Here is a 16,650-nt window from a genome sequence, read left to right on the forward strand (position 1 = left end):
CCAGCATCCTGCGGACGGTTTTGTCGATATCGACGCAGGTTATCCGGTTACACTGCCGAGAACGATATGGATTCGCTCCTGAAACACATGGTGGACATGACTGGCCACCGCGATCATGCGATGCTGGACATTTCAGTGATCTCGGCAGTACAGGAATTGGCTGGCGCCGCCCAGGCACGCATCATGAGCATTGTCAGCGTCTCCGGCCAACAGTACCTGCGCGCACGTGCCTCCATCGAAAAGGGTTGCGAGGCGCGTTTGGAAGACGTCGTCGATGGCGGTCCAGGTGAACCGCTGGCAATTCATCCGGAATTGATAAGCTGCCTGGCCGAACACCGCAGTCATGCCGAAGCCTGCGGCGCCGACGGCATGCGCCTGCTATGGTTGCCGATCTGGTTCGGCGATAAGGCCTCGACCTGCCTGGAAATCCGCAACGACCAGCCCTTTTGCAACGATGCGATCCACACCGTCAGCGGCATCGTGGGCGTATACCGCAATTTCCAGAATCTGCTCGACTACAGCGAACGCGATTCCCTGACCGGCCTGCTGAACCGCAAGACCTTCGACGACCAGATGAAGCGCATGCTGCACAGCGCGCACGAACAGGACCTGCGCCTGCCCGGTCAGATGGAGCGGCGCCAGTTGCATGGCACGGAAAAACAATGGCTGGCGGTGGTCGACGTCGATCACTTCAAGGCCGTCAACGACAAGTTCGGCCACCTGTACGGCGACGAAGTGTTGATTTTGATTGCCAACTTGATGCAAACCTCGTTCCGCTCCCAAGACCGGGTCTTCCGTTTCGGCGGCGAGGAATTTGTCGTACTGCTGCGTTCGACCACGCCGGAAAACGCCTGGAAGATCATCGAGCGTTTTCGTACCAACGTCGAGAATCACGATTTCCCCCAGGTCGGCCGGGTCACGGTGAGTGTCGGCTTCGTCAGCATCAACGCCTACGAATCGCCTGTGGTAACCCTCGGCCATGCCGATCAGGCCCTGTACTATGCCAAGAGCAGCGGCCGCAACCGCGCCTGCCACTACGACGACCTGGTCTCGCATGGTGTGCTGAAAAAAGTGACGTCGAACGACATCGCCGAATTTTTCTGATCGTTTTCGCCGCCGGCATGCCGCGATCGACGTTATTTGCCTGCACACCGGCATGATTGTGCAGCGCCACAATTGCTTTCCCACTATTTGATCTGCATCAATAACTTTTCCAAATTGAAAAGATAACCTTGCGTCATCGTTTCGCTAGCAGACTTTGATGGGTGCACTTTGCGTTACCTCAAGTTCTAGCGATGAATTTGAAGACGCTGACATGACTACCGTTTTATCCCGCGTTTCCGCACAAGCCGATTCTCCGACACGTCATCAGGAAAATCGCCACCAGCCGCGCAGCCAACGCCTGGCATTGACGCTGTGCGTCACCATCGCCATCAAATGCCTGCTGTTGTATGGCCTCTGGTATGCCTGTTTTTCACATCCGCAAACCAAGCACATGCTGCTGCCGGCGGACCAGGTGCAACGCCACCTGTTCTCCACACCGGCCGCGCACGGCTTTTCTTCCCACCCTTCCCGATAACATAACCAGCAGGTCTCATCATGCCTCCGCTCGACGATGTCGTAGCCCTGTCGCGGCTACAGTTCGCAGCCACCGCGCTGTACCACTTCCTGTTCGTCCCCCTCACCCTGGGCCTGGCCTGGATCCTGTTCATCATGGAATCCGTGTACGTCATGACCGGGCGCCAGATCTATAAAGACATGACCCAGTTCTGGGGCAAGCTGTTCGGCATTAATTTCGCGATGGGTGTCACCACCGGTATCACGATGGAATTCCAGTTCGGCACCAACTGGGCGTATTACTCGCACTACGTCGGCGACATCTTCGGCGCGCCGCTGGCGATCGAAGGCTTGATGGCTTTTTTCCTCGAATCGACCATGGTCGGCCTGTTCTTCCTCGGCTGGAACCGTCTGTCGAAAGGCAAGCATTTATTTGTCACCTTTTGCGTGGCGCTCGGCTCCAGCCTGTCGGCCCTGTGGATCCTGATCGCCAACGGCTGGATGAACCACCCGGTCGGCGCCGAGTTCAACTTCGATACCATGCGCATGGAACTGGTCTCGATCGGCGAGGTCATCCTGAATCCGGTGGCGCAGGTCAAATTCGTGCATACCGCGGCCGCCGGCTACGTCACCGCATCGATGTTCGTGCTCGGTATCTCGTCGTTGTACCTGCTGAAAGCGCGCGACGTGCAGTTCGCGCTGCGCTCGTTCGCCATCGCCGCCGCTTTCGGCCTGGCCTCGACCCTGTCGGTGATCGTGCTGGGCGACGAATCCGGCTACACCGCCGGCGAAGTCAACAAGGTAAAACTGGCGGCCATCGAAGCCGCCTGGGAAACCCAGCAGGCGCCGGCCGGGCTGACGCTGCTCGGCTTTCCGGATGACGACAAGCAGACCACCGAATATTCGGTCGAGCTGCCTTATGTGCTGGGCCTGATCGCCACCCGCTCGTTCGACGGCAAGGTGACCGGCCTGCGTGAACTGCGCAGCGAGAACGAGGCGCGCATCCGCACCGGCATGCAAGCCTATGCCGCCCTGCTGCGCCTGAAGGGCGGCGACAAATCGCCGCAAGCCAAAGCCGCGTTCGACGGCCTCAAGGCAGACCTCGGCTACGGCCTGCTGCTGAAGAAATACACGCCCAACGTGACCGATGCCACCGAAGCGCAGATCAAGCAGGCTGCCGCCGACACCATTCCCAAGGTTGCCCCGCTGTTCTGGTCGTTCCGCGGCATGGTATTCCTCGGTTTCCTGTTCCTGTTCATCTTCAGCGCCGCGGTCTGGTTCATGGTGCGCCGCAATCTGGCGCCGCAGCGCTGGCTGCTGAAACTGTGCGTGATCTCGATCCCGCTGCCCTGGGTCGCCGCCGAGCTCGGCTGGGTGGTGGCCGAATACGGCCGCCAGCCCTGGACCATCGCCGGCGTGCTGCCCACCCATTTGTCGGCCTCCAGCCTGAGCCCGGGCAGCCTGTGGTTCAGCCTGATCGGCTTCCTCGGTTTCTATACGCTGCTGCTGGTGGTCGAGATGGGCCTGATGATCAAGTACGCCAAGCTCGGTCCGGCCAGCCTGCATACCGGCCGCTACCACGGCGAGGATGCCGTCACCGCTCAGGCCGACGACACCGTGGCCGCCTGAAGACAAACAAGGAATCATCATGCTGTTCGACTACGAAACCTATAAACTGATCTGGTGGTGCTTCGTCGGCGTGCTGCTGCTCGGCTTCGCCCTCACCGACGGCTTCGACTTCGGGGTCGGCATCGGCCTGCCCTTCCTCGGCCGCACCGATACCGAACGCCGCATCATCATCAATGCCATCGGCCCCACCTGGGAAGGCAACCAGACCTGGCTGGTCACCGCCGGCGGCGCGCTGTTCGCCGCCTGGCCGCTGGTGTACGCCGCCGCCTTTTCCGGCTTTTACGTAGCAATGCTGCTGTGCCTGTTCGCCTTGTTCTTCCGTCCAGTCGGCTTCGATTACCGCAACAAGATCGCCGACCCGCGCTGGAGAAATACCTGGGACTGGGCGCTGTTCGTCGGCGGGTTCGTGCCGCCGATCATCTTCGGCGTCGCCTTCGGCAACCTGCTGCAGGGCGTACCGTTCCGCTACGACGACATGCTGCGCCTGGAATACATGGGCAACTTCTTCCAGCTGCTGAATCCCTTCGGCCTGCTGTGCGGCGTGCTGTCGCTGAGCATGCTGTCCATGCATGGCGCCACGTATTTGCTGCACAAGACCGAAGGCGCGGTGGCCGAGCGCGCGCGCCGCATGGCGATCGGATCGGCGCTGCTGGCCGTGCTGCTGTTCGTGCTAGGCGGCGTGTGGATCGCCAACGGCATCGAAGGGTATCGCATCGTTTCCATGCCGGACGCAAACAGCGTGTTCCTGCCGGCCGCCAAGGACGTCACCCGCGCCAGCGGCGCCTGGATGGACAATTTCAATCGCTGGCCATTGCTGTGGAGTCTGCCGGCCATGGGCGTGGCCGGCGGCCTGATGGCCGGGCTGTTCAGCGCCGCGCGCCGCTCGCTGCCCGCCTTCCTGAGCAGCGGCGTGGCGGTTTCCGGCGTGGTGCTGACCGCCGGCGCCGCGATGTTCCCGTTCGTGATGCCCTCGTCGCTGCTGCCGGCGCATAGCCTGACTGCATGGGATGCCGTCTCCAGCCACCGCACCCTGTCCGTGATGTTCTGGGTCGTGATCGTGATGCTGCCGATCGTGATCTTGTACACCGGCTGGGTCTACCGCGTCATGCGCGGCAAGGTGACGCACCAGCACATCCACGACAACCAGCACACCGCGTACTGACAACGCACTCAACGCAAAGGACAACATCATGTGGTATTTCTCCTGGATCCTCGGCCTCGGCTTCGCCCTCACGGTCGCCATCATCAACGCGATCTGGCTCGAAACCAACTATGCCTTCGGCCAGCGCACCGAGGACACGACCATGGCGCGCTTCGAGGATGCGCGCCGCACGAAGAAACAGCGCTGATCCAGGCTAGGCAGGCATGGCGCGCGCTTGCGCAAGGCGGCGGTCCGTTCTTGACGTTTACGTTAACGTCATATACCGTACCGTGAAACCTGTTCGTTTCCGCCATCCCAAGGAACACCATGAACGACATCACCCCCGCCGCCCAACTCGCGCTGCCGGAACAAGCCAAGCTGTCCAACAAAGTCCGTTTCGTCACTGCCGCCTCGCTGTTCGACGGACACGATGCCTCGATCAACATCATGCGCCGCATCCTGCAGTCGAACGGCGCCGAGGTCGTGCACCTGGGCCACAACCGCTCGGTCGACGAGGTCGTCACCGCGGCATTGGCCGAGGACGTGCAGGGCATCGCCATTTCCAGCTACCAGGGTGGCCACGTCGAATATTTCAAGTACATGATCGACCTGCTGCGCCAGCGCGGCGGCGCCCACATCAAGGTGTTCGGCGGCGGCGGCGGCGTGATCGTGCCGAGCGAGATCGCCGAGTTGCACGAGTACGGCGTCACCCGCATCTTCAGCCCGGAAGACGGCCAGCGTATGGGCCTGGTCGGCATGATCCGCTCGATGCTGGAAGCGTGCGACGTCGACTTGTCGCCGTATGCGCCGGCCACCATCGAGCCGCTCGTCGGCGGCGCCATCGAAGCGCGCCACCGCCCGCTGGCGCAGCTGATCACCGCGCTGGAAAACAATCAAGCGGACGCCGGCCTGCGCCGCCAGATCATGGAGCGTGCCGACGGCCTGCGGGTGCCGGTGCTCGGCATCACCGGCACCGGCGGCGCCGGCAAGTCTTCGCTGACCGACGAACTGATCCGCCGCATCCGCCTCGACCAGGGAGACAGGCTGAACATCGCGGTGGTGTCGATCGATCCGTCGCGCCGCAAGTCGGGCGGCGCCCTGCTGGGCGACCGCATCCGCATGAATGCGATCAATCCGTGGAACGGGCAAGCGCGCGTGTTCATGCGCTCGCTCGCCACGCGCGAAGCCGGTTCCGAAATCTCGCAGGCGCTGCCGGACGTGATCGCCGCCTGCAAGGTAACGGGTTTCGACCTGGTGATCGTCGAGACCTCGGGCATCGGCCAGGGCGACGCCGCCATCGTGCCGCACGTCGATCTGTCGATGTACGTCATGACCCCGGAATTCGGCGCCGCCTCGCAGCTGGAAAAGATCGACATGCTCGATTTCTCCGACTTCATCGCGATCAACAAGTTCGACCGCAAGGGCGCGCGCGATGCCTTGCGCGACGTGGCCAAGCAGTACCAGCGCAACCGCGAATTGTGGAGCCTGGAGCCGGACCGGATGCCGGTCTATGGCACCCAGGCATCGCGCTTCAACGACGACGGCGTCACCGCGCTGTACCACGGTTTATTGCCGGCGCTGGCGCAACGCGGCCTGCACGTCGAAGCGTCGAAACTGGCGACGCCCGAGCAGAAATTCTCGGGTGGCAAGCACGTGATCGTGCCCTCGAGCCGCACGCGCTACCTGGCCGAGATCGCGGATACCGTACGCGGCTACCACCGTAACACCGGCAAGCAGGTGACGCTGGCGCGCGAGCGCCAGCAGCTCACGGAAACCGGGCGCATGCTGGCCGCCGCCGGGCGTGAAGTGGTCCTCGACGACCTGATCGCCGAACGCGACGGCGCTATGGACGGCGACGCAAAAAAACTGCTGGCGGCCTGGCCGCAACTGCAGGCCACCTATGCCGGCGACGAACACGTGGTGACAATCCGCGACAAGGAACTGCGCACGCGCCTGGTGCAGACCACGCTGTCTGGCACCAGGGTGCGCAAGGTAGCGTTGCCGCGCTTCGAGGACCACGGCGAGATCCTGCGCTTCCTGATGCTGGAAAACGTGCCCGGCGCCTTTCCCTACACCGCCGGCGTGTTCCCGTTCAAGCGCGAAGGAGAAGATCCGACCCGCATGTTCGCCGGAGAAGGCGACGCCTTCCGCACCAACCGCCGCTTCAAGCTGGTCTCGACCGGCATGGATGCCAAGCGCCTGTCGACCGCCTTCGATTCGGTCACGCTGTACGGCGCCGATCCGGCGCTGCGCCCGGACATCTACGGCAAAGTCGGCAACTCCGGCGTCTCGATCGCGACCCTGGACGACATGAAGGTGCTGTACGACGGTTTTGATCTGTGCAGCCCGAGTACCTCGGTCTCGATGACCATCAACGGTCCGGCCCCGACCATCCTGGCGATGTTCATGAATACCGCCATCGACCAGCAGATCGACAAGTTCAACGCCGACAAGGGCCGTGCGCCGGACGCCGAGGAAGCGGCGCAAATCCGCGCCTGGGTGCTGGCCAACGTGCGCGGCACCGTGCAGGCCGACATCCTCAAGGAAGATCAGGGCCAGAACACCTGCATCTTCTCGACCGAGTTTTCGCTGAAAGTGATGGGCGACATCCAGGCGTATTTCGTCCAGAACCAGGTGCGCAACTTCTATTCGGTGTCGATCTCGGGTTACCACATCGCAGAAGCGGGCGCCAATCCGATCTCGCAGCTGGCGTTCACCCTGTCCAACGGTTTTACTTTCGTCGAAGCGTACCTGGCGCGCGGCATGCACATCGACGATTTCGCGCCGAACTTGTCCTTCTTCTTCAGCAACGGCATGGACCCGGAATACACGGTGCTGGGGCGCGTCGCTCGCCGTATCTGGGCAGTGTCGATGCGCGACAAGTACGGCGCCAACGACCGCTCGCAAAAGCTGAAGTACCACGTGCAGACCTCGGGCCGCTCGCTGCACGCCCAGGAGATCGACTTCAACGACATCCGCACCACGCTGCAGGCGCTGATCGCGATCTACGACAACTGCAACTCGCTGCACACCAATGCCTACGACGAAGCGATCACCACGCCCACCGACGAATCGGTGCGGCGCGCGCTGGCCATCCAGCTGATCATCAACCGCGAATGGGGCCTGGCCAAGAATGAAAATCCGAACCAGGGTTCGTACATCCTCGAGGAGCTGACCGACCTGGTCGAAGAGGCCGTGCTGCAGGAATTCGAGCGCATCGCCGAGCGCGGCGGCGTGCTGGGCGCCATGGAGACGGGCTACCAGCGCGGCAAGATCCAGGAAGAGTCGATGCTGTACGAGCACCGCAAGCACGATGGCTCCCTGCCGATTATCGGCGTCAACACCTTCCGTAATCCGAAGGGTGCGCAAGCCCCCGCGACCATTGAGCTGGCGCGCTCCACCGACGACGAAAAGCAATCGCAGCTGGCGCGCCTGGAAGATTTTCATCGGCGCCACGCCGGCAGCGCGCCCGCTGCCCTGGCGGCCTTGCAGCAAGCTGCGATCGACAACGACAACGTGTTCGCGCGCCTGATGGATGCGGTGCGCGTCTGTTCGCTCGGCCAGGTCACGACCGCGCTGTTCGAAGTCGGCGGCCAGTACCGGCGCAACATGTAAGCGGCAAGGCAAGCCGTGTCCTGCATTGACCGCTCGCAAACCGGGGTCAGAGCCCGAAATTTGGCAATATCTGCCAGGATGTTTCCAAAATCAGGGCTCTGACCCCGGTTTGATGTTGAACAAATGGTGACGTAGCGCTGCTAGTGACACTGCCCTAGAATGGCTCCAGAACGATCCCAGGAGCCATGCATGCCGATCAAGCCGGAAGACCTTGCCGCCCTGATACGCGAAGTCGAGCAGGAAGACCCCATCGATTTCGCCGATCTGCCCTTTCCCGAAGACGAGCTGCGCCAGCTGATCGCCAACCACCTGTGCGAGATGGCGGCGGCGATGGAGAATTTCAGTACCGAAGACCGCTTGATGACCCTGCTGGCGGTGGCTGCCAAGCTGGTACTGGAAAACCTGGTGCTGCACGTGCAACTGCTGCGCCGTCATGGCTTGCCGGTCGGAGACAACGTCGCAGCCTTGCTCGGTCGCCTGCGCAAGGGCGACGCACCGGATGCGCCTTGACGATCTGCATGCCATGGCATCGGCAGCGCGCACGATTGCCTCATATAGATAAAGTGCACATTGCACTTAGCTACCGTTAATTTCTATAGAACAAATTTCTTTGATTTTCGCTGCCGTTATGGCGAAGATTTGCAACAATCGCGCCACTTATGGGTTTGGTTGACTATTCCTTCAGGTATTATTGTTGCTGAGTAAATTCGCCAAAAAGCGAAATGCTAGCCAACCCACAAGGAATCCAGATGTCGCGTCACGCCTCCAAGCTCAAACTTACCGCTGCCCTCGTGTCGGGTGCTTTACTGATGGCGGGCCTGTCCGCCTGCGGCAAGAGCGAATCGACGGCCACCCTGATGGCCGAAGCCAAGCAGTACCAGCAGAAGGGCGACCTCAAATCGGCCCTGATCCAGTTGAAGAACGCCGTCGAAAAGAGCCCGGAAGATGGCGAGGCGCGTATGCAGCTGGCAATGATGGAACTGGACATGGGCGACGCCGTCTCGGCCGACAAGGAACTGCGCAAGGCGCGCTCGCTCGGCATTGCCGCTGACCGGGTGCTGCCGTTGCTGGGCAAGACCGACATGTTGCAGGGCAAGGCCAAGGAATTGCTGGACGATATCAGCGCGGAACAGGCGGCCCGTTCGGCGCCACTGTTGACGCTGCGTGGCGACGCCCTGCTGGTGACCGGCAAGGGCGATGACGCCAAGACTGCCTACGAACAGGCGCTCGCGGTCAACCCGAACGCCGGCGATGCCTTGCTGGGACTGGCGCGCCTGGCGGCGTCGAAGCAGGACCGCGAAGGCGCCGAGCGTTATGTGAACGATGCGGTCGCCAAGGATCCGAAGAATCCGGAAGTCTGGATGGCGCGCGGCGCCCTGCTGCGCGCCACCGGTAAGGCCGACGAGGCGCTGGCGGCGTACGACGAAACGCTGAAGCTCAAGCCGGACCACCGCAGCGCCCACATCGAGAAGGCCTATCTGCAGATCACCCGCGGCAAGTTCCCCGAGGCCAAAGTAGAAATCGATGCCGCCGAAAAGGCATCGCCGGGCAACTTGTTGGTTACCTATACGCGCGCGCTCTACGAGTTCGCACAGGGCAAGTACGCTGCCTCCCAAGACGCATTGCAGAAAGTGCTCAAGAGCGCGCCGGACCACATGCCCAGCGTCCTGCTGGCCGGCGCGTCGGAACTGAACCTGGGCGCGACCCAGCAGGCCGAGCAGCACCTGCGCCGTTACCTGGAGGCCAATCCGAACGATGTCTACGCACGCAAGCTGCTGGCCCAGACGCTGCTCAAGCGCGCCCAGCCGGCCGATGCCGCCGCCGCGCTGGCGCCGGTGCTGAACGAATCGACCCAGGACCCGCAGTTGCTGGCCCTGGCCGGCGAATCCTACATGCAGGTGCGCGATTTCGGCAAAGCCAGCGCCTACCTGGAAAAGGCATCCACGCTGGCGCCCAAGGCGGCTGCCGTGCGCACCTCGCTCGGCCTGTCGAAGCTGGCGCAGGGTGACCAGGCGCGCGGCCTGAGCGAACTGGAACTGGCCACCGCGCTCGATCCGAAGTCGACCCAGGCCGCGGTGGCGCTGGTACAGACCGAAATGCAGCTGAAGCATTTCGACAAGGCACTGGCCGCGGTGCAGTCGCTGGAAAAACAGCAGCCCGACAATCCGCAGGTGCAGAACCTGAAAGGCGGCGTCTACATGATCAAAGGCGACCCGGCCAATGCCCGCGCCGCCTTCGAAAAGGCGGTGGCGCTGCAGCCGACCTTCCTGCCGGCCGTGACCAACCTGGCGCGCCTGGACCTGCAGGACAAGAAACCCGACGCCGCCAAGGGGCGCTTCGAGAAAGTCCTGGAAAAGGACAAGAACAACGCCGACGCCATGGGCGCACTGGGCGAACTGGCGCTGGTGCAGAAGCACACCGACGAAGCCACCTCGTGGTTCGAAAAGGCCAGCAACGCCAACCCCGACGCGGTGGCGCCGGCCCTCAAGCTGGGCGCGCATTACCTGCGCACCAACCAGCCGCAAAAGGCGCTGACGCTGGCGCGCAAGTTCCAGACCGCCAATCCGACCAATCCGGAACTGCTGGACATGCTGGGCCAGGCCCAGGTGGCCACCAAGGACACCAACGGCGCGCTGGAAACCTACAGTAAGCTGGTCAACGCGGCGCCGAAATCGCCCCAGGCACAGCTGCGCCTGGCCGGCGTGCACCTCATGATGAAGAACGACAGCGCCGCCAGCGCCGACCTCAAGCGCGCGGTCGAGCTGCAGCCGAACTTCATTCCGGCGCGCCTGGTACAGGTCGACATGGCGATGCGTGCCGGCCGCAGCGACGAGGCGCTCGACATCGCGCGCCAGCTGCAGAAGCTCGATCCGAAATCGGCCGCCGGATACGTCATCGAAGGCGATGTCATGATGTCGCAGAACAAGCCGGCCCAGGCCCTGCCTTCCTACGAGAAGGGTCTGGCGATCTCGAATGCGCCGGAACTGTTCGTCAAGACCATGCAGGCGCTGGGCGCATCCGGCAAGACCAAGGAAGTCAGGTCGCGCGCCCAGCAATGGCTGGTCCAGCATCCGGACGACGTGCGCATCGCGCTGATGCTGGCCGAGACCAACCTGGCAGCCAAGGAATACAAGCCGGCGATCGCGGTGCTGGAAGACACGCTCAAGCGCGTCCCCAACAATCCCCTGGTATTGAACAACCTGGCCTGGGCCTACCAGCAGGAAAAGGATCCGCGCGCACTGGCGACCGCCGAGCAGGCCTATAAACTGGCCGGCGACAATCCGGGCGTGATGGATACCCTGGGCTGGATGCTGGTCGAGCAAGGCAACGCCGGGCGCGGCCTGCCGCTGCTGCAAAAGGCCAGCGGCCTGGCGCCGAACGCCGTCGAGATCCGCTATCACCTGGCGGTCGCCCTGAGCAAGAACGGCGACAAGCAGGGCGCGCGCAAGGAGCTCGACAAGGTGCTGGCGCAGAACACGCCCTTCCCCCAGATCGACGAGGCGCGCGCGTTGCTCAAGACGCTATAAATTGTTAATATAATTTTACTTTTATATCCGTCCATGGCCATCGAACGATCCGCCGCATGCAGCGCCTCCCTTGCCAGGCAGGTGCTGGGCGCAGGGCAGTTCTCCGGCCAGGACCTCCGCGCCCAGGGTGGCAAGGACGCGGCAAGCCCGGGACCGGACGGCGCGCGCTTCCGGTCCGGGAATCCCGAGGGCGAGTCTGCCGCATCCCTATCGGACGCTCATGTTCGCGGTGATCGCGATAATATGGCGCCCTCCCAATTTGAGGATGTTCTATCGTGAACCACGATTCGTACGGAATCCGGCTTACCGATACCCCGGAAGGCCGTAATTCGGCCAGCATGCTGATCAACAAGATGTACGCGTGGCGCGGCTACGGCAGCGCGCACCAGTTCACCGACGATCCGAACCGGATCACCCTGACCGCCACCGACAAGGGAGAGGTGGTGGGCACGCTCAGTATCGGCATCGATTCCCCGATAGGGCTGATGGCGGACCAGGTTTTCAAGGAGGAGCTGGATGCGCACCGCAACAACGGTGCGCGCCTGTGCGAATTCACCAAGTTCGCCTTCGATCCGTCGGTGCGCTCGAAGGTCTCGCTGGCCAACCTGTTTCACCTTGCCGTGATCTACGCGCGCGACATCCACAACTGCACCGACATCATCATCGAAGTGAACCCGCGCCACCGGCGCTTCTACGAGCGCATGCTCGGGTTCGTGCAGGAGGGAGAACTGAAGGTCAATCCGCGCGTCGACGCCCCGGCCTACCTGCTGCGCGTGAACCTGGCCTACGTGACCGAACAGATCGAACAGTACGGCGGCACCTATACCGAAAACAGCGAAGTCACCGAACGCTCGTTCTACCCCTATTTCTTCTCGCCGCGCGAGGAGCTCGGCATCATCCACCGTCTGCAGCGCATGGATGAGCAGGACGTCGCCTGAGCGCTTCCGCTTCGGCGCATCACGCCGTGCCCGCCGCGTGCCGGCGCCATGCACGCATCGCCTCCGCTAGATCATCTCCAACCCGTTTTTCGCTTTCCGCGCGCTTATGAGCACTCCGTTCCAATATGAACAAGCGTTTTCACGCAATATCGGCTGGGTCACGGCCCAGGAACAATCGAGCCTGCGCGGCAAACGCGTCGCGATCGCCGGCGGCGGCGGCGTTGGCGGCGTCCACCTGCTGACCCTGGCGCGCCTGGGCGTGTCGCAGTTCCACATCGCCGATTTCGACACCTTCGACATCGTCAACTTCAACCGCCAGGTCGGCGCCACCATGTCGACCCTGGGTCAGCCCAAGGCCGAGGTGCTGGCGCGCATGGCCAGGGAGATCAATCCGGAAATCGACATCCGCATTTTCCCCGAGGGCGTCAACCAGGACAACCTGCCTGAATTCCTGAAAGGCGTCGACCTGTACGTCGATGCCCTCGACTTCTTCGCCTTCGACGCGCGCCAGCAGACCTTCGCCATGTGCGCCCGCCTTGGCGTACCGGCGACGACAGCGGCGCCGCTGGGAATGGGCGCCGCCCTGCTCAACTTCCTGCCGGGACAGATGACCTTCGAAGACTATTTCCAGTGGGGCGAGCTTCCGGTGCTGGACAAGGCGATCCGCTTCGTGGTCGGCCTGGCGCCGGCCGGCCTGCATCGCCCCTACCTGGTGGTGCCGGAATCGGTCAGCTTCGCCGAACAACGCGGCCCGTCCACGTTCATGGCATGCCAGCTGTGCGCCGGCATCGTCGCCACCGAAGCCCTGAAAATCCTGCTGGGGCGCGGCAAGGTGCTGGCGGCGCCGCACGGCATGCAGTTCGATGCCTACCGCAACAAGCTGAGCAGGACCTGGCGTCCGGGCGGCAATCGTCACCCGATCCAGAAGCTGGCGATCGCCATCGGCAAGCGCCAGTTCGCGCGCAAGGCTGGCTGATTCTTCGCCGGCCGGCTCGTTCGGCCTTGGCTGGCGACGAACGGCATGACATCGCAAGACAAAAAAAAACCACTGCCGCGGCAGTGGTTTCTTTCATGGTGGGCCCGGCATACCGGGCCGGTAGCCGGTTACTTCTGCTTGCGGCGGGCGAAGCCCAGACCCAACAGGCCCAGGCCCAGCAGGCCCAACGATGCCGGTTCAGGCACTTCGTTGGCGAACACGACGTCCAACGAACCGTTGATGAGTTGGGTACCGGTCGGGGTGAAGTTGTTCAGCTGGCCCGACTGGAACGACAGGTTATAGAACGGGTTCGGCGACACGAAGAATGCCGAACCAGCAGTGGTCAGGGCGAACGTGGTTTCCGAACCGAAGCTGCCGCAGTTGATGCCGTTGCTGCCGCAGGTGCTCAGGCTCGGGTCCAGGGTACCCAGGCCCGATACCGGGTTGCCAGACGCCAACAGCACGTCGGTGCTGTTACCGGTAAAGCTGAACGTGCCGGTACCGGTGGTCGGGTTGGCGGCAACATTGGTCTCGTCGCCGAGATCCAGGTACAGCGACAGGGAACCGGTACCTGGCTGGAAGGTGAACGAGGTCACGCCGTTGGTGGTGGTGGTGGTGCCCGAAGCGGTATAGACAGCATACAGGCCATAATCGTTGCCCAGGCCGGTGGTGCGTGCGCTCAGGCCGGTGTTGCCGCCGTTGGTGACAAACTGGCCAGCGTTCCAGTACAGCGACACGTTGAAGGTGCCGTCGTTGTTGAAGGTAGCAACTTCAGTGTAATTACCGGTGATCTTGTCGGCAGTGAACGAAGCAGTGGCGTTTGGACCGGTCGGGGTCACGGTGAACGGATTGAAGTTTGCTGCGCTGGCAGTGGCGCTGGCGAACATGGCGGCGGCTGCTACGGAGCAAGCCAGAATGGTTTTCGAAACTGCTTTCATCGTGATCTCCTGGGGGTAAAGGGTGATGCTTACGAAAGCTTATATAGCAACTACCGTGCCAGAATAAAAATTTCTTTTAAATTCAAACACTTGAATTCGAAGAACAAAGTTTCAAAAGGCAATTGTAAAAAAAACCGACAGCAAGTTGAAATTTAGAAATAATTTTGGCGCATTTTTAATGCGCCAAAGAAATTAATCTAATGAAGCAATGTTTCCGATGCTTGCGATGCTCATCGGGTGAAGCAGAGCTGTTATCTCATTTGCAAGGGTTTGCGTGCAATAACATTCCAGGTGTTACCCGACTTGAATTCGCTGGCGATTTCATAGCCTGCAGCCAGCATCTTGCTGCAGATCTGGCTCTGCTCGAAGGGGCTGTACAAGATACCTTTGCGGATACCCCAGTCGTTGATCTTCTGGGCAATCCAGCGCAGTGGCGCAAAGCCGCTTGGATAGAGCAGCACGTTGGCCGCCAGTGTGCCGCCCGGCTTCAACACGCGGCGGATGTCGCGCAAGGCACCGTCGACGGTCGGAAAGCAGTGGATCGAGTTGGCGATGTTGGCGGTATCGAAGGTATTGTCGGCGAATGGCAGGTCGGCTGCGTCGGCATGCTGTACATGGACCTGCGGATCCTTGGCGAAACGCTTTTTTGCGCCCGCCAGCATCGACGGCGCATAATCGATGCCGGTCACTTTTACTTGTGGCAGTTTCCTGCGGCGGCGCCAGCCCAACACCATTTCCAGCAAGGTGCCGGTGCCGCAGGCGACTTCCAGGTGCTCGGGACCGAAATTCGGTCCGAAGAAACGCATCTGCGTGCCGATCGTGCTGTTGTAGGCAAACGTGAGAATGAAGAAACCACGAATGTCATACCACCATGGCTCGGATGAATAGGCTTCCGCAATTTCATCCCTTGTCTTACCGATCGTCATTGGCATTCCTTGTCGTTGAATAATGGAAGGGTGGAAGCAGCGAATATAGGTGCTTATTGCGGTGCAGGCAAGATGCGGAGCGAGCCGGCGGGTGTGGCCGGCAACGAACAGATGTCGTGGATGGGGGATTGCACATCGGCAGCCGGCGTGGCTGCCGGCACCATCAGCCGATGTCGCGCAGACGGTTCAGGATGCCCTCTTCTTCGCGTTGCGAAAAGAAGAAGGGGAACAACGAACGGTCGTCGCCGGGATTGTCGCTGCGGCCACCGCGCTGGGCGATCTGGTCGGCGCCATAGTCGGTATTCGCACGCAGCAGCACGGCAGGCGCCTGCACACGCGGATTATCGCGGGTTTCCGCTTCCACGCTGAAGTTGAGCATGGACTGATAGAAACGCCGGTGCCGCGGATTGACCTCGATAAAGATTTCACTGCAATCGTGCAGGTTCCTGGCATACAGGAAGGCCACGTGGAACAGCGATGCGAGCACCGCTTTCGATTTCACGGAAGGATCGATGGCCAGTTTGGTGATTTCGCATACCCGGCGCGAGCCATGGCGATAGCGGTCGACGCAATCCCTGAATACCTGATCCGCCAGCAGGCCGACACTGGAATCGATCCCCAGGCTGAGGGTGCCGATGGTCTGGCCATTCTTTTCCGATGCCGTCAGCGTGATGCGGTTCGGGTCGCAGCCTACCTGGTGGTTGCCGGTATAGCCGCGCCACGCATACATCTTGCTGATGAGCATACTAGCCGAATTGCGGTGCTCGGCGATGTCCGCTGCCCGGATACCGAATGTCCGTTCATTGATGGTACGCTCGGCGATACTTGGACTTCCCACCTCCGCATCCGCGCGGTAGGTCGCGCCGATGTCGGCCAGCTCAGGCGCTAACATGTCGGTCATTTCCATTCTCCAGGCAGGACAGGTGACGCATGCACCGCTCACCCTGCAATGCATCATAGCACCCAATGTTTCATACAATCAATAAATTGACTTGGAGAATGCCTATTGGATCAAATCTATCTCGCTGTTCGTTGCATGGCAACCATACTTTTGTGACAGATTGAAACAGGCCAGCGCATTATTTCTTCAAATACTTTTTGATTTGGATTGATGCAGATGCAAATTTAATTGATCGATCAGCTCCGAGGCAGCACCGACGATGTGCGTCGATTCGAACCCTGCCCTGGTCAGTTTACGATAGAAAGAACGCGCAAGAAAGCGCGCCACTTCCTGCGGAGCAGGCGGCCATGGCGCACCACCACGCTCATGCGCGTTTCCTCGCCAGCGGCGCTGCCCAGCAACATCATCGAGCAACTGGCCGCGCCAGCCACGAAACGATGTGGTTCTGCAACCGCAACAGCAGATCGCGCTTCGGCCACGCCAGCCTGGTCATCCATGGATT

14 protein-coding genes are annotated in these 16,650 nt (G+C 61.7%); 10 read left to right on the forward strand and 4 right to left on the reverse strand.

Annotated elements, in window-relative coordinates; all coding sequences use genetic code 11:
• Positions 1-66 precede the first annotated feature (66 nt).
• From HH212_RS07390 to HH212_RS07435, 10 genes are all read left to right on the forward strand, one after another.
• Complete coding sequence (locus HH212_RS07390; protein WP_169434815.1) at positions 67-1,104, forward strand: GGDEF domain-containing protein; 1,038 nt, start codon at positions 67-69, stop codon at positions 1,102-1,104.
• Positions 1,105-1,315: 211 nt separating this feature from the next.
• Positions 1,316-1,579: a cytochrome oxidase putative small subunit CydP gene (gene cydP / locus HH212_RS07395; protein ID WP_169434816.1), complete on the forward strand. Its 264-nt coding sequence runs from the start codon at positions 1,316-1,318 to the stop codon at positions 1,577-1,579.
• A 20-nt stretch (positions 1,580-1,599) separates the two neighbouring features.
• Positions 1,600-3,186 carry a cytochrome ubiquinol oxidase subunit I gene (locus HH212_RS07400; RefSeq protein WP_169434817.1) on the forward strand — a complete coding sequence of 529 codons (1,587 nt, stop codon included), beginning with the start codon at positions 1,600-1,602 and terminating at the stop codon, positions 3,184-3,186.
• Positions 3,187-3,205: 19 nt separating this feature from the next.
• On the forward strand, positions 3,206-4,348 hold the full coding sequence (gene cydB, locus HH212_RS07405; RefSeq protein WP_169434818.1) for a cytochrome d ubiquinol oxidase subunit II: 1,143 nt from the start codon (positions 3,206-3,208) through the stop codon (positions 4,346-4,348).
• Positions 4,349-4,376: 28 nt separating this feature from the next.
• The gene (cydX, locus tag HH212_RS07410; protein WP_169434819.1) at positions 4,377-4,535 is read left to right on the forward strand and encodes a cytochrome bd-I oxidase subunit CydX; all 159 of its coding nucleotides are present in this window, start codon (positions 4,377-4,379) and stop codon (positions 4,533-4,535) included.
• Between the two features lie 119 nt (positions 4,536-4,654).
• Positions 4,655-7,942 carry a fused isobutyryl-CoA mutase/GTPase IcmF gene (icmF, locus tag HH212_RS07415; protein ID WP_169434820.1) on the forward strand — a complete coding sequence of 1,096 codons (3,288 nt, stop codon included), beginning with the start codon at positions 4,655-4,657 and terminating at the stop codon, positions 7,940-7,942.
• A 189-nt stretch (positions 7,943-8,131) separates the two neighbouring features.
• Positions 8,132-8,452, forward strand: a complete 321-nt coding sequence (locus HH212_RS07420; protein ID WP_169434821.1) for a hypothetical protein — start codon at positions 8,132-8,134, stop codon at positions 8,450-8,452.
• Between the two features lie 239 nt (positions 8,453-8,691).
• A complete protein-coding gene (gene prsT, locus HH212_RS07425; protein WP_169434822.1) occupies positions 8,692-11,469 on the forward strand; it encodes an XrtA/PEP-CTERM system TPR-repeat protein PrsT in 2,778 nt (925 codons plus the stop codon).
• Between the two features lie 275 nt (positions 11,470-11,744).
• Positions 11,745-12,407, forward strand: coding sequence for a GNAT family N-acetyltransferase (locus HH212_RS07430; RefSeq protein WP_229217620.1), 663 nt, complete (start codon positions 11,745-11,747; stop codon positions 12,405-12,407).
• A 106-nt stretch (positions 12,408-12,513) separates the two neighbouring features.
• A complete protein-coding gene (locus HH212_RS07435) occupies positions 12,514-13,383 on the forward strand; it encodes a ThiF family adenylyltransferase (RefSeq protein ID WP_169434823.1) in 870 nt (289 codons plus the stop codon).
• Positions 13,384-13,511: 128 nt separating this feature from the next.
• Here HH212_RS07435 and pepA read toward each other — a convergent pair whose 3' ends face one another.
• The 4 genes from pepA to HH212_RS07455 form a co-directional block, all read right to left on the reverse strand.
• Positions 13,512-14,321, reverse strand: a complete 810-nt coding sequence (pepA, locus tag HH212_RS07440; protein ID WP_169434824.1) for a flocculation-associated PEP-CTERM protein PepA — start codon at positions 14,319-14,321, stop codon at positions 13,512-13,514.
• Between the two features lie 251 nt (positions 14,322-14,572).
• The gene (locus HH212_RS07445) at positions 14,573-15,247 is read right to left on the reverse strand and encodes a class I SAM-dependent methyltransferase (RefSeq protein WP_169434825.1); all 675 of its coding nucleotides are present in this window, start codon (positions 15,245-15,247) and stop codon (positions 14,573-14,575) included.
• 163 nt (positions 15,248-15,410) lie between these two features.
• The gene (locus HH212_RS07450) at positions 15,411-16,148 is read right to left on the reverse strand and encodes an N-acyl amino acid synthase FeeM domain-containing protein (RefSeq protein WP_229217621.1); all 738 of its coding nucleotides are present in this window, start codon (positions 16,146-16,148) and stop codon (positions 15,411-15,413) included.
• Between the two features lie 186 nt (positions 16,149-16,334).
• Positions 16,335-16,562, reverse strand: a complete 228-nt coding sequence (locus tag HH212_RS07455; protein ID WP_169434826.1) for a hypothetical protein — start codon at positions 16,560-16,562, stop codon at positions 16,335-16,337.
• Positions 16,563-16,650: the final 88 nt, after the last annotated feature.

The organism is Massilia forsythiae (assembly GCF_012849555.1).
Taxonomy (GTDB): Bacteria; Pseudomonadota; Gammaproteobacteria; order Burkholderiales; family Burkholderiaceae_D; genus Telluria; species Telluria forsythiae.